This is a genomic window from Fontimonas sp. FW305-C-3, assembly GCF_058783185.1.
In genome coordinates this window covers 615,709-628,363 of sequence record NZ_JBYSYK010000004.1, presented here as the reverse complement: position 1 = coordinate 628,363, position 12,655 = coordinate 615,709, and the positions used below count along the sequence as shown (strand labels likewise).

13 protein-coding genes are annotated in these 12,655 nt (G+C 66.2%); 5 read left to right on the top strand and 8 right to left on the bottom strand.

Annotation, left to right across the window (positions count from 1 at the left end):
- Nucleotides 1-5: 5 nt before the first annotated feature.
- Nucleotides 6-998 (bottom strand): hydrolase, encoded by a 993-nt coding sequence (locus AC3WUF_RS18235; RefSeq protein WP_492428234.1) that lies wholly within the window; start codon nucleotides 996-998, stop codon nucleotides 6-8.
- Between the two features lie 83 nt (nucleotides 999-1,081).
- Here AC3WUF_RS18235 and AC3WUF_RS18230 point away from each other — a divergent pair, with 83 nt between their 5' ends.
- Entirely contained in the window at nucleotides 1,082-1,645 is a 564-nt protein-coding gene (locus AC3WUF_RS18230; protein ID WP_492428232.1) for a glutathione peroxidase, read from the top strand.
- Nucleotides 1,646-1,720: 75 nt separating this feature from the next.
- Here the strand turns inward: AC3WUF_RS18230 and AC3WUF_RS18225 are convergent, their stop codons facing one another.
- Genes AC3WUF_RS18225 through AC3WUF_RS18210 form a run of 4 tightly spaced genes read right to left on the bottom strand, consistent with a single transcriptional unit; the run spans nucleotide 1,721 to nucleotide 6,034 of the window.
- The gene (locus AC3WUF_RS18225; RefSeq protein WP_492428230.1) at nucleotides 1,721-2,197 is read right to left on the bottom strand and encodes an OsmC family protein; all 477 of its coding nucleotides are present in this window, start codon (nucleotides 2,195-2,197) and stop codon (nucleotides 1,721-1,723) included.
- Nucleotides 2,194-3,174, bottom strand: coding sequence for a tRNA dihydrouridine synthase DusB (gene dusB, locus AC3WUF_RS18220; RefSeq protein ID WP_492428228.1), 981 nt, complete (start codon nucleotides 3,172-3,174; stop codon nucleotides 2,194-2,196). The genes AC3WUF_RS18225 and dusB overlap by 4 nt, the downstream gene beginning before the upstream one ends.
- 55 nt (nucleotides 3,175-3,229) lie before the next feature.
- The gene (locus AC3WUF_RS18215; protein ID WP_492428226.1) at nucleotides 3,230-4,195 is read right to left on the bottom strand and encodes an MBL fold metallo-hydrolase; all 966 of its coding nucleotides are present in this window, start codon (nucleotides 4,193-4,195) and stop codon (nucleotides 3,230-3,232) included.
- 33 nt (nucleotides 4,196-4,228) lie between these two features.
- Nucleotides 4,229-6,034: an acyl-CoA dehydrogenase gene (locus tag AC3WUF_RS18210; protein ID WP_492428224.1), complete on the bottom strand. Its 1,806-nt coding sequence runs from the start codon at nucleotides 6,032-6,034 to the stop codon at nucleotides 4,229-4,231.
- Nucleotides 6,035-6,139: 105 nt separating this feature from the next.
- On the opposite strand from AC3WUF_RS18210, the gene AC3WUF_RS18205 reads away from it, so the two are divergent.
- Complete coding sequence (locus AC3WUF_RS18205) at nucleotides 6,140-6,853, top strand: alpha/beta hydrolase (RefSeq protein WP_492428222.1); 714 nt, start codon at nucleotides 6,140-6,142, stop codon at nucleotides 6,851-6,853.
- Between the two features lie 84 nt (nucleotides 6,854-6,937).
- On the opposite strand, the gene rpoZ is transcribed toward AC3WUF_RS18205, so the two are convergent.
- Genes rpoZ through AC3WUF_RS18190 form a run of 3 tightly spaced genes read right to left on the bottom strand, consistent with a single transcriptional unit; the run spans nucleotide 6,938 to nucleotide 8,833 of the window.
- The gene (rpoZ, locus tag AC3WUF_RS18200) at nucleotides 6,938-7,201 is read right to left on the bottom strand and encodes a DNA-directed RNA polymerase subunit omega (RefSeq protein ID WP_492428220.1); all 264 of its coding nucleotides are present in this window, start codon (nucleotides 7,199-7,201) and stop codon (nucleotides 6,938-6,940) included.
- A gap of 53 nt (nucleotides 7,202-7,254) precedes the next feature.
- On the bottom strand, nucleotides 7,255-7,887 hold the full coding sequence (gene gmk, locus AC3WUF_RS18195; RefSeq protein ID WP_492428218.1) for a guanylate kinase: 633 nt from the start codon (nucleotides 7,885-7,887) through the stop codon (nucleotides 7,255-7,257).
- Between the two features lie 46 nt (nucleotides 7,888-7,933).
- A complete protein-coding gene (locus tag AC3WUF_RS18190) occupies nucleotides 7,934-8,833 on the bottom strand; it encodes a LysR family transcriptional regulator (protein WP_492428216.1) in 900 nt (299 codons plus the stop codon).
- A gap of 93 nt (nucleotides 8,834-8,926) precedes the next feature.
- Here AC3WUF_RS18190 and metE point away from each other — a divergent pair, with 93 nt between their 5' ends.
- From metE to glyA, 3 genes are read left to right on the top strand one after another with little or no spacing between them, the layout of a single operon-like run.
- The gene (metE, locus tag AC3WUF_RS18185; RefSeq protein ID WP_492428214.1) at nucleotides 8,927-11,191 is read left to right on the top strand and encodes a 5-methyltetrahydropteroyltriglutamate--homocysteine S-methyltransferase; all 2,265 of its coding nucleotides are present in this window, start codon (nucleotides 8,927-8,929) and stop codon (nucleotides 11,189-11,191) included.
- Between the two features lies 1 nt (nucleotide 11,192).
- Nucleotides 11,193-11,372 carry a hypothetical protein gene (locus AC3WUF_RS18180; protein ID WP_492428212.1) on the top strand — a complete coding sequence of 60 codons (180 nt, stop codon included), beginning with the start codon at nucleotides 11,193-11,195 and terminating at the stop codon, nucleotides 11,370-11,372.
- A 3-nt stretch (nucleotides 11,373-11,375) separates the two neighbouring features.
- Nucleotides 11,376-12,650: a serine hydroxymethyltransferase gene (gene glyA / locus AC3WUF_RS18175; protein ID WP_492428210.1), complete on the top strand. Its 1,275-nt coding sequence runs from the start codon at nucleotides 11,376-11,378 to the stop codon at nucleotides 12,648-12,650.
- Nucleotides 12,651-12,655: the final 5 nt, after the last annotated feature.

Below are 12,655 nucleotides of genomic sequence, written 5' to 3'. Positions count from 1 at the left end.
CCGGGTCAGGCAGGCACCGTCTTGTCGAGATACTCGGCGAAATGCGGCTCCAGCCAGAACTGCAGGCCGCCATTGCGAGCGGCTGCGATGAAGCCGACGTGACCGCCGCGCCGCGCGACTTCCAGCGTCACCTGCGGCGACAGCTGCTCGGCGGTCGGCAGAATGTCCGGCGTCATGAAAGGATCGTCGCGCGCGTTGACGATCAGCGTCGGCACCTGGATCGTGCGCAGGTACTGGCCGCTGCTGCAGCGTGAGTAATAGTCGAGCGCGTCCTTGAAATCGTTCATCGGCGCGGTCCAGGCGTCGTCGAACTCGAAGAAGTCCTGCGAGCGCAGCACCTGCTCGATGTCGATATTGGCGGCAGGCACCACACCATGCTTGCGTCGGGCAATCTCGCGCAGGTCGCCAAGCAGGCGCTTTTGGTAGATGCGCGCCGAACCCTTGCGCAGCTTCTCGGCGCAGAGCTTCAGATCGAACGGCGCACAGGCTGCAGCAGCGGCCAGCAGCGGTGCGTTCGCGCCTTCTTCACCCAGAGACTTGAGCAACACGTTGGCGCCGAGCGACCAGCCGGCCGCGGCAAGCCTTGCATCCGGCTCGCGGCGCTGCAGCTCATGCATCAGGTAGCGCAGGTCCGCGGTGTCGCCATGGTGATAGATGCGCGGCAGGCGGTTCGGCTCCGCGCCGCCGCCGCGCAGCTGCAGCATCACACAGCGCCAGCCGCGCACGCCCAGCTGCAAGGCGGTGCCGCGCAAATACTTCGACTCGAAGCCGCCGGTCAGGCCGTGCACCAGCACGGCGATGCGCTTGCCGGAGGTGGCCCCGCACCAGCCGAGGTCGACGAAATCGCCATCCGGCAGCTCGAGGCGCTCGATGCGGATGTCGAGCGGCGGCAGGGGGCGCAGCAGTGTCGGGACCACCGTCTGCGCATGCGGCCCGCGCAGCAGCGGATGCGGCACGAAACGCGAGGCGACGACGCGGCCATGGGCGGGGGAAGACATGCGCCGGATCATAACAATCGGCGCATCCGCCGAGCGCCGGCCGGCGTAAGCTACCTACCCCGGCCCCGGTACCGAGTACGACCATGAAATCTGCCCTTGCCCTGCTGCTCCTCGCTTTCGCCGGCAGTGCCGGCGCCAACTGCGCCAGCCCGCTGCTCGACACCAGTGCCAAGCGGCTTATCGGCCCCGAGGAGTCGCTGTGCCAGTACAGCGGCAAGGTCGTGCTGGTCGTCAACACCGCGAGCAAATGCGGCTTCACGCCGCAGTACGAAGGCCTCGAACAGCTGTGGAAGACCTACAAGGACAAGGGTCTTGTCGTGCTGGGCTTCCCGTCCGACCAGTTCATGAATCAGGAACCCGGCAGCGACGAGGAGATCGCCAAGTTCTGCAAGGTGAACTACGGCGTCAGCTTCCCGATGTACACGAAGTCGCAGGTCCGCGGCGACGATGCGATCCCGCTGTTCCGCAAGCTCATCGACCTCACCGATGAAAGCCCGATGTGGAACTTCCACAAGTACCTGATCATGCGCGACGGCAAGACCGCCGAAGCCTTCGGCACGCGCATGAAGCCGGAGAGCAAGGAGTTCCGCGACGCGATCGAGAAGGCGCTCGCCGCGCCGGCGCCGGATCAGAGCGCCAAGCTGTAGTACGGAAAGACCTCGTCATACATCAAGCCCAGCGCCTCGTGAAGGCGCTGGGCTTTTTTCGATCGGCGCCAGTCCCTACGCTGCCTGCGCGACCGTCACCGGACAGCGCACCGAGTTCGCGAGGAAGCAGTCGTGGTGCGAACGCTCATGCAGCGCGGCGATCTGCTGCGCATCCGGTGCGCGCTCGCCGCCCCAGCGGATCTGCGGGTCCAGCACGACCTTGAGCATGACGATCTGGCCGTGTTCGTTCGGCCCCATCGTGCCGATCGCCTTGTCGATGTACTGCTCGACGACGAAGCCCTGCTGCGCGGCGTACGACAGGAAGAACAGCATGTGGCAGGACGATAGCGAGGCGATAAAGGCCTCTTCGGGATCAACTGCTGCACTCACGGAATACGGCAGCGGCACGACCAGCGGCGAACTCGAGGCCGGAACCTCGACGCCACCGTCGAACTGCCAGCGATGGCCGCGCGAGTAGCGCTGATCGGTGAACTTCTCCGTCGCGCCGCGCTGCCAGCGGATTTCGGCGCTGTACTGGTGCTCGCCCTTCATGCGGCCTGCTCCGCGGCGATGCTGCTGAAATAGGCGTCGACGGCAGCGCGCTGAGCACTCACGTCCGTGACGCGGTTGATCGACTGCCAGAACGCGTCGGCGCCGTCGTTGCCCTGGCAATACCACTGGATGTGCTTGCGCGCGACGCGCACGCCGCGGCCTTCGCCGTAGAACGCATACAGCGCGTCGAGATGTTCGAGCAGCCAGCGGCGGATCTCGAAACGCGTCGGCGCTGGCAGCAGTTCGCCGGTCGCGAGGAAGTGGGTGATGTCGCGCAGCAACCACGGCTTGCCCTGCGCGGCGCGGCCGATCATCACCGCGTCGGCACCGGTGGCGCGCAGCACGGCCAGTGCCTTGTGCGGGCTGTCGATGTCGCCATTGGCGATGACCGGAATGCGAATGGACTGCTTGATCCGCGCGATCGTCTCGTACTCGGCGGCGCCGCCGTATTGCTCTTCACGCGTACGCCCATGCACCGCCAGCGCCTGGATGCCGCTGTCCTCGGCGATGTGCGCGATGCGTACGCCGTTGCGCTGCGCACGCGAGTAGCCGGTGCGAATCTTCAGCGTGACCGGAACATCGACGGCGCCAACGACCGCGGCGCAGATGCGCGCGACCAGCGCCTCGTCGCGCAGCAACGCCGAACCGGCATCGACACGGCAGACCTTCTTCGCCGGGCAGCCCATGTTGATGTCGATGATCTGCGCGCCGTGCTCGACGTTGAAGCGCGCTGCATTCGCCATCTGTTCGGGGTCGTAACCGGCAATCTGCACCGACACCGGCCCCAGCTCACCGGCATGGTCGCGCCGCAGCCGCGATTTCTCCGTGGCCCACAGCGTGGCGTCCGAGGTCGTCATCTCCGACACAGCGAGACCCGCGCCCATGCGCCGGCACAGCTGCCGGAACGGCCGGTCCGTCACGCCCGCCATGGGCGCGAGGATCACCGAGGGTTCGATGTTGTAGGGGCCGACCTGCATGACGCTATTGTCGCCGAGCGGCGGCTTGCCGGGAAATCCGGCAGGCCCGGCAGCTTCAGCCCGGCGCTGGGGGACTGAAGACCTGCTGCCCGACACCGAATTCCGGCAGCAGATTCATGACGCGACGATCGTGCGCCGGCAGGATCATCAGGTCCGGCATGGCTTTCTGCAGCAGGTGCAGGCGCACCAGCACGTCGCGCAGGCCGGCGGTGTCGGTATCGACCATGCGCCGCAGCAGCCAGGGGCGCTCCGCCGGCAGATCGATCCCTTCGTGCTGCCAGGCCAGATCGCCGATCAGGGCGTAGTGCTTGCCGTCCGGCGTGTGCACGAACGCGATCGTCGAGCCCGGCGTGTGACCGCCACCCGGCACGAGAACCACCGAGCCGTCGCCGTAGACATCGTGGCTGGCGGGGAAACCCCAATAGGCCGGGCCGTTGAACTCGTACTTCTGCACATTCAACGGCTGCGCGGCATCGAGCTCCGCCGCGAGCTGCGCGCCGACGTGGCCGCTGTGGATGAAGTCGAGTTCGGCCTGATTGATCCAGACCGGAATGTCGCGCAGGTCGGCGAGACCGGAGACATGATCCCAATGCGCGTGCGTCAGGATGATGCCCTTGATCGCGGCGTGGGAGATGCCGGCGGCGGCGAGCTGATCGGCCACCGGCTTCTCGCTGGTGATCTTCGATACGGACCGCATCAGCGCCGGGACGACGTGCAATTGCGATTCAACATCACGCGCGAAACCAGCATCGAACAGCAGCGTACCCCGCGGATGCTCGACGATGACGACGTCCATGCCGAACTCGCGCTTCTCCATCGGCCCGCCGCGGTAGGCAAACAGACCGTTCGACTCCATGCGCCCGGCGTGCATGACACTGAGCTTCATGCCGCTCGGCGGCTGCGGTTGCGGCGCGACGAAGGTTTCGTTGGCGGTGAGCGTTGCCGGCAAGGGCTGCGGCATGAATGTCCAGATCAATGCAGCGAGGCCGGCTAGCAGCAGGATCAGCAGCAGACGTTTCATTGTTGTCTCCCTGTTGTTATCAGAATGTCGTTATCAGAACGCGGCGGCCGGCATCGTCAGACAGGTGTCGTCCATGCGCTCGAGCAGTTCGGCGCAACGCTGCACGCGCGGCAGCTCATAGCGATTGAAGTATTGCGCCGCGCGCAGCTTGCCTGCGTAGAAGTCCGCGTCTGCGGCTGTCGCGTGGATCGATGCCGCCTGAGCACGCTGCGCCTGACGCAGCCACTGCCAGGCAACGACGGCGTGACCGAGCATTTCCAGGTAGGCATGCGCATTGGCGAGGAACAGGTCGATCTTGCCGCCGGCGGCAACCATGCCCAGCGCCTGCGTGGTCTGCATGATGCGATCGAGTGCGGCGCGCAGATCGCGCGCGAGTTCCTGCAGGCCGGTGTCCGCATTCGCGGCGGCGGTGTCGACGTCTGCCAGGATCCGCTTGAGCAGCAGGCGGAACGCCGCGCCGTTCTTCATCGTCACCTTGCGGCCGAGCAGATCCAGCGCCTGGATGCCGGCGGTACCTTCGTGAATCGGATTGAGCCGGTTGTCGCGATAGAAGCGCTCCAGCGGATAGTCGCGCGTGTAGCCGTAGCCGCCGAGCACCTGGATCGCCAGCTTGTTGGCTTCGAGGCAGAACTCCGACGGCCAGGACTTGGCGATCGGCGTCAGGATGTCGAGCAGCAGGCCCAGCTCCTCGCGCTCCCCGGCATCGCTCGCCATGCTCTGCGCATCGACCAGCTGCGCGCAGTACAGCCCCAGCGCCAGCGCGCCTTCGACGTAGGACTTCTGCTGCAGCAGCATGCGCCGCACATCGGTGTGTTCGATGATCATGACCTGCGGCGTGTCGGGCGACTTCGCCGAAGGCGGACGGCCCTGCGGACGGCCGCGCGCATAGTCGAGCGAGTACAGGTAACCGGTATAGCCGAGCATCGTCGCGCCGAGACCGACGCCGATGCGCGCCTCATTCATCATGTGAAACATGCAGGCCAGGCCGTTGTTCGCGGTGCCGACCAGCTCGCCGATGCATTCCTCGCCATCGCCGAAGGCCAGCGCGGTGTTGACCGTGCCGCGATAGCCCATCTTGTGGTTGAGGCCCATCAGGCGCACGCCGTTCTTCGCGCCGCGCCGGCCATCCGCCTCGACGGAAAAGCGCGGCACGATGAACAGGGAGATGCCCTTGGTGCCCGACGGCGCGCCTTCGATGCGCGCGAGCACGAGATGGACGATGTTGTCCGACAGCTCGTGCTCGCCGCCGGAGATCCACATCTTGCGGCCGCTGATCGCGTAACGGCCGTCGGCGCGCGGGACTGCCTTGGTCTTGATGTCGCCGAGCGACGAACCGGCATGCGGCTCGGACAGGCACATCGTGCCGAAGTAGCGGCCGGCCAGCATCGGCTGCATGTAGCGCGCCTGCTGCTCCGGCGTGCCGTGCACGCTGAGCAGGTTGGCCGCCGCCGCAGTCAGGAACGGATAACCGCTGGTGCCGACATTGGCGGCGGTGAAGATCGCCTGCACGGCCGCGGTGACGCTGTACGGCAACTGCATGCCGCCGTTGTCGATCGAGAAGGCGGCCGACAGGAAGCCGCCTTCGATGTAGGCATCCAGCGCCTGTTTCACTTCCGGCATCAGGTGCACGCGCTCGCCATCGAACGTGGGCTCGTTGGCGTCGAGGGCGGCGGCGTGCGGCTGGAACTGTTCTTCGGCCAGCGTCTGCGCCGCATCGATCACCGCGTCGAAGGTCGCGCGGTCGTGATGAGCGAAGCGCTCGTGCGCGGTCAGGCTCGTGACGTCGAGCAGCTCATAGAGCATGAAGTCGAGATCGCGGCGGTTGATCAGATGCGGCATGAACGGACTCGGGAATGCTGTTTTCGTGCGGCACCGTAGCCGCCGCCTGCACTCCCCGCAAGTCGCGCCATAATGGTCGCGGTTCCGTCCACCGGCAGGCCACCCATGAGCACCGAGTCCTCTGCAAGCATCACTGCCCCTCCCCTGCGTCTGCTCGCGCTGGAGCTGCGCGCCTGGGCAGAGCTGGGCGCCTCGCCATTGCGCCTGCCGCGCCTGCGCGCCGAACTGCCGCCGGGCGACGGACATGCCGTCCTCGTCGTTCCCGGCTTCGGTGCCGGCGACCTCGCGACCCAGCCATTGCGCGGATTGCTGCGCGACCTCGGCTATTCCGTCTACGGCTGGAATCTGGGTATCAACCTCGGCATGCGGGCGAACATCAAGCAGGCCCTCAACGAGCGTCTGGTCAAGTTGCATGCGCGGCATGACGGCCCGGTCAGCCTGATCGGCTGGAGCCTGGGTGGCGTCTTCGTCCGCGAGATGGCGCGCCACAAACCGGACCTCGTACGCCGGGTGTTCACGCTCGGCAGTCCGATCAACGAACGGCCGGATGCCAACAACATGATGGTCATGTTCCGCCTGATGAATGCCGGCAAGCCGGTCAATCTGGATCTCGACGGCTTCCGCCGCCGCATCACGCCGCCGCCTGTCCCCTGCACCGCCATCTACACGCGCAGTGACGGCATCGTCGCCTGGCCCTGCTGCCTGGAGCCGGAAACCGACCGTACCGACAACGTCGAAGTCAGCGGCAGCCACATGGGCATGCCGTTCAACCCGCAGGTGGCCCGCGCCATCGCCGAACGGCTCGCGCTGCCGGTCTGATTTCCGCGACCGTCGCCCAATAAAAAACCCGCCGGTCAGGCGGGTTTTTTATTGCAAGCCGGCAGGCCGGCTGGCTCATCAAACTCAGGCGTCGAAGGACGGATCCAGTGCTTCGAGCTCCATCTTCGGCTGCTGCACGGCCGGCAGATCGACTTCCTCAAGCACGGTACGACCAATGTGGCCTTCGGCGATTTCACGCAGCGAAAGCACGGTGGACTTGTGGTTGCCCCAAGGCAGATGCGCATCGGCACCGCGAGCCAGCTGGCGTGCACGCTTGGCGGCAACCAGGGTCAGATCGAACTGGTTCGGAATGCGGACGAGGCAGTCTTCTACGGTTACGCGGGCCATGGCTACACCACACAGAGCATCAAAATGGGCCGCGGAGTTTAGCGGCTTGAGGCTTATTTCGCCAGCAAAGCGTCGATCAGCGCCTGCTGTCGGGCTTTTTGCGCGGGTTTGCGGGCCCGGGCTGCACAAAAAATAGCCACCAGCTCGGCCAGCGCCTGGTCGAAGTGCTCGTTGACGACCAGATACTCGTACTCGTCGTAATGCGACATCTCGCTCTGCGCCTCGCGCATGCGGGCCTGGATCGTCGCATCATCGTCCTGGCTGCGGTCGCGCAGGCGCCGCTCCAGCTCGGTCAGCGACGGCGGCAGGATGAAGATCGACTCGGCCTGCGGCAGCTGCGCGCGGACCTGGCGCGCACCCTGCCAGTCGATGTCGAGAATGACGTCGATGCCGGCGGCCAGCAGCGTTTCGGTGCGCTCGCGGCCGGTGCCGTAACGGCGGCCGAAGACATGCGCGTGTTCGAGGAAGGCGCCGGCGCCGATCATCGCGACGAAGCGTGCCTCGTCGACAAAGTGATAGTGCGTGCCGTCCTGCTCACCGCTGCGCGGTGCGCGCGTCGTGTAGGACACCGAGATCGTGGCCGCGACGCCGCGCGACTGCAGCACCGGCAGCAGGGCCCGCGTCAGGCTGGTCTTGCCGCCGCCGCTGGGCGCCGAAACGATGAAGAGATTGCCGCTGGCGGTCACTGCGCTGGAGTCCTGATGCTGGCGATGCGCGGAAGTTTAGCCCGACTCAAGCTTTGTATTCGCGGATCTTGGCGACGAAATCCTGCATGTACGGCCGCTGCGCGAGGCTTTCGGGCATCGCCGCATACAGATCGCAGCGCAGGCCGCGCTTGCCGAGCGGCTTGGCGACGACATAGCCGCGCTTCAGGTATTCCGACACGCTCCAGGCCGGCAGCGCGGCGATGCCGCGGCCGCTGGCGACGAGCTGCAGGATCGCGACGGTCAGCTCGGCGTTGCGGCGGCGCGGCTTGATGCCGGCCGGCGCCAGGAAGTGGCGGACCACATCGAGCATGTCGTCGGCGACCGGATAGCTGATCAGCGTCTCGTCGATGAAATCCTTCGGCGTCAGCCAGGGCTTCGTGGCGAGCGGGTGGCTCGGCGCGAGGATCGCGACGTTCTCGTAATCGAACAGCGCTTCCAACGCGACACCGGCGCGCGCTAGTGGCCGATCGTGCAGTACGACGAAATCGGCGACGTCGTGATCGATCAGCCCCATCGGCTCGGTCTGGAAGCCGCCGACCAGATCCAGCTCGACATCCGGCCAGTGTTCGCGGAACGCGTCCATCGCCGGCATCAGCCAGTCGAAACAGGTGTGGCATTCGACGGCGACGCGCAGCTGCCCGCCGCCGCCGGACACCCAGTGCGCAACATCGCGCTCGGCCTGCGCGGCCGCTTCGCGCACCTGCCGCGCCAGCGCGAGCAGGCGCTGCCCCGGCTGGGTGAAGCGCAGCGGCTTGGTGCCGCGCTCGAACAGCGGCGCGCCGTAATGGTTCTCCAGCAGCTTGAGCTGGTGCGACAGCGCGGATTGGGTAACGAACACCCGCTCCGCGGCACGCGACACCGAGCCGGTCTCGGCCAGCGCGACGAGGGTGTGCAGATGGCGCATGTCCAGCGGCGATTGGGCCATGAATGAGATTCATCGATTTCGTGAATTAATCGAGATTGAATCATATCCAGACAGGTCCGACCATGGCCGCGTTCCCGTCATCCAAGAGCTGCCATGCCCACCACACACATCCTCGGCGTCCCGCGCATCGGCGCGCGCCGCGAACTCAAGACTGCCGTCGAAGCCCACTGGCAGAACCGGCTCACCGCCGCCGAGCTGCAACTGGTCGGCCGCGAGCTGCGCAAGCGTCACTGGCAGCAGCAGCGCGACGCCGGCCTCGATGTCGTCACCGTCGGCGACTTCGCGTTCTACGATCATCTGCACAATGCGACGGCGCTGTTCTCCGCGCAGCCGCCGCGGTTTGAACTGGGCGAGCGCTGCGACCTCGGCGGCTACTTCGCGATGGCGCGCGGCACCGCCGCGCAGCCGGCGCTGGCGATGAAGAAGTGGTTCGACACCAACTATCACTACCTCGTACCGGAAGTCTCCGCGCAGACGCGCTTCGCGTTAAATCGCGACTGGCTGTTTCCGGAGATCAGCGAAGCGCAGGCGCTCGACTATGCGGTCAAGGTCGTGCTGCCGGGACCGCTGACCTGGCTGTGGCTGGCCAGCGCGGCGGAGGGCTTCGACAAGCTCAGCCTGCTATCGCCATTGCTCAACGCCTATTACGCCGCGGTCGCTGAGCTGAAGCAGCGCGGCGTACGCTGGCTGCAGCTCGACGAGCCGATTCTCGCGCTCGACTTGCCGGACGACTGGGTCGCCGCCTACGCGACGGTCTATCGCGAGCTGGCGCCCGCCGCGCCGCCGATCCTGCTGACGACCTACTTCGGCAGCGTCGCGACGCACGCCCATTGGCTCAAGGCGCTGCCGGTCGCCGGCCTGCATCTGGACCTCGTGCGCGCACCGGAGCAGCTGCAGACCTTCCTCACTGATTGGCCAGAGGATAAGACGCTGTCGCTCGGCATCATCGACGGCCGCAACCTGTGGCGCAGCGATCTGACGCGCGTGCTCGAAACCCTGCATCCGGTCCATGCGGCCCTCGGCACGCGTCTATGGATTTCCGCCTCGTGCTCGCTGCTGCATGTGCCGACCGATCTCGCGTTCGAGGATGCGCTCGATCCGCAGATCAAGTCGTGGATGGCGTTCGCCGTGCAGAAGCTCGCGGAGCTGTCGCTGCTGCGCCGCGCGCTCGAACAGGGCGAGCAGGCGGTCTGGCGCGAGCTGCATGCCGCCGCGCAGGCGATCACACAGCGGCGCGGCGCGGCGAGCACCTGCCGACCGGAAGTGCGCGCGCGCGTTGCCGCGCTCAAGCCGGCCGACGGCGACCGCAAGGCGCCATTTGACCAGCGCATCCAGGCGCAGCAGGCGGCGCTGCAATTGCCGAAGCTGCCAACGACGACGATCGGCTCCTTCCCGCAGACCGCGGAGATTCGCGCGGCACGCGCGGCCTTCAAGGCCGGCAAGCTTGAAGAGACCGATTACATCGCCGCGATGAAGGCCGAGATCCGGCTCGCGGTCGACAAGCAGGAGGAACTCGGCATCGACGTGCTGGTTCACGGCGAGCCGGAACGCAACGACATGGTCGAGTACTTCGGCGAGCAGCTCAGCGGCTATGCCTTCACGCGCAACGGCTGGGTGCAGAGCTACGGCTCGCGCTGCGTGAAGCCGCCGATCATCTACGGCGATGTCTCGCGTCCGCAACCGATGACCGTCGAATGGTCGACGTACGCGCAGAGCCTGACGAGCAAGCCGATGAAGGGCATGCTCAGCGGCCCGCTGACGATGCTGTTCTGGAGCTTCGTGCGCGACGACCTGCCGAAGCGCGATGTCGCGCTGCAGCTCGCGCTGGCGCTGCGCGACGAAGTCGTCGATCTCGAAGCGGCTGGCATCAAGGTGATCCAGATCGACGAGCCGACGATCCGCGAAGGTCTGCCGCTGAAGAAAGCCGACTGGCCGGCGTATCTGGGCTGGGCGGTGCGTGCGTTCCGCATTACCGCCTCGGGCGTGCGCGACGAGACGCAGATTCATACGCACATGTGCTATTCCGAGTTCAACGACATCCTACCGGCGATTGCGGCGATGGACGCCGACGTCATCACGATCGAAACCTCGCGGGCACGCATGAAGCTGCTCGATGCCTTCGGCGACTTCAAGTATCCGAACGACATCGGCCCCGGCCTCTACGACATCCACTCGCCACGCGTGCCACCGCGCGAGGAGATGAACGACATGCTGGCTCGTGCGCTCAAGGTCGTGCCGGCCGAACGCCTGTGGGTCAATCCGGATTGCGGCCTCAAGACCCGCGCCTGGCCGGAAACCGAATCGGCCTTGCGGATCATGGTCGCCACCGCGCGTGAAGCGCGGGCGGCGTTGAGCTGACATGGGATTCGGCTTCGCCCGTCGGCGCCGCGACGAACTCGGCCCGGACTCCCACAGCAACTCAGCGCTGCCGGATGCCGATCCGCTCGCGCGCTTCGTCTATGCGCCCGCCGAAGCCGACGACACCGACGACTCGCACCAGCACGACGAATCCTGCACCTGCACCCTGCGCGGAGAATGAACCATGTACAGCCACGCCCCGAGACTTGCTGATTTCGATTCCGAACTCCAGAAGGCGATCAGCGCCGAGGAGCATCGCCAGGAAGCGCACATCGAGCTGATCGCGTCGGAGAACTACTGCAGCCCGGCGGTGATGGAAGCGCAGGGCTCGCAGCTGACCAACAAGTACGCCGAAGGCTATCCGGGCAAGCGTTACTACGGCGGCTGCGAGTACGTGGACATCGCCGAGCAACTGGCGATCGACCGCATCAAGCAGGTCTTCGACTGCGACTACGCCAACGTCCAGCCGCACTCCGGCGCGCAGGCCAATGCCGCGATCTTCCTCGCGCTGGTCAGCCCTGGCGACACCGTCATGGGCATGAACCTCGCCCAGGGCGGACACCTGACGCACGGCAATCCGGCGAACTTCTCCGGCAAGCAATACAAGATCGTGCCGTACGGCCTCGATACCGACACCGGCCTGATCAACTACGACGAGATGGAGCGGATTGCGCTCGAAACCAAGCCGAAGATGATCATCGGCGGCTTCTCGGCCTACAGCCGGGTCAAGGACTGGAAGCGCATGCGCGAGATCGCCGACAAGGTCGGTGCCTGGTTCTGGGTCGACATGGCGCACATCGCCGGCCTTGTCGCTGCCGGCGAGTACCCGAGCCCGCTGCCGCACGCCCAAGTCGTCACCTCCACGACGCACAAGACCCTGCGCGGACCGCGCGGCGGCATCATCCTGACCAAGGGCCAGCCGGAGGACTTCAACAAGAAGTTCCAGTCGGCGGTGTTCCCAGGCATCCAGGGCGGTCCGCTGATGCACGTCATCGCCGCCAAGGCGGTCGCCTTTAAGGAAGCGCTCGATCCGAGCTTCAAGGTCTACCAGAAGCAGGTCATCGCCAACGCACGAGCCATGGCCAAGGTCTTCCTCGACCGCGGCTACAAGGTTGTCTCGAACGGCACCGACAACCACCTGTTCCTGCTGGATCTGGTTGCCAAGAACGTCACCGGCAAGGATGCCGAAGCGGCGCTGGGCAAGGCGCACATCACGACCAACAAGAACTCGGTGCCGAACGATCCGAAGTCGCCGTTCGTGACCTCCGGCCTGCGCCTGGGCTCGCCGGCCAGCACAACCCGCGGCTTCAAGGAAGCGGAGATGGCGAAGATCGCCGGCTGGATCGCCGACATTGTCGATGCGATGAGCAGCGGCTCAGACGTCGACGCGGTCATCGCCAAGGTGCGCAGTGACGTCGAGAAGCTCTGTGCCGGCTTCCCGGTCTATGCCGCCGCGTGATGAAC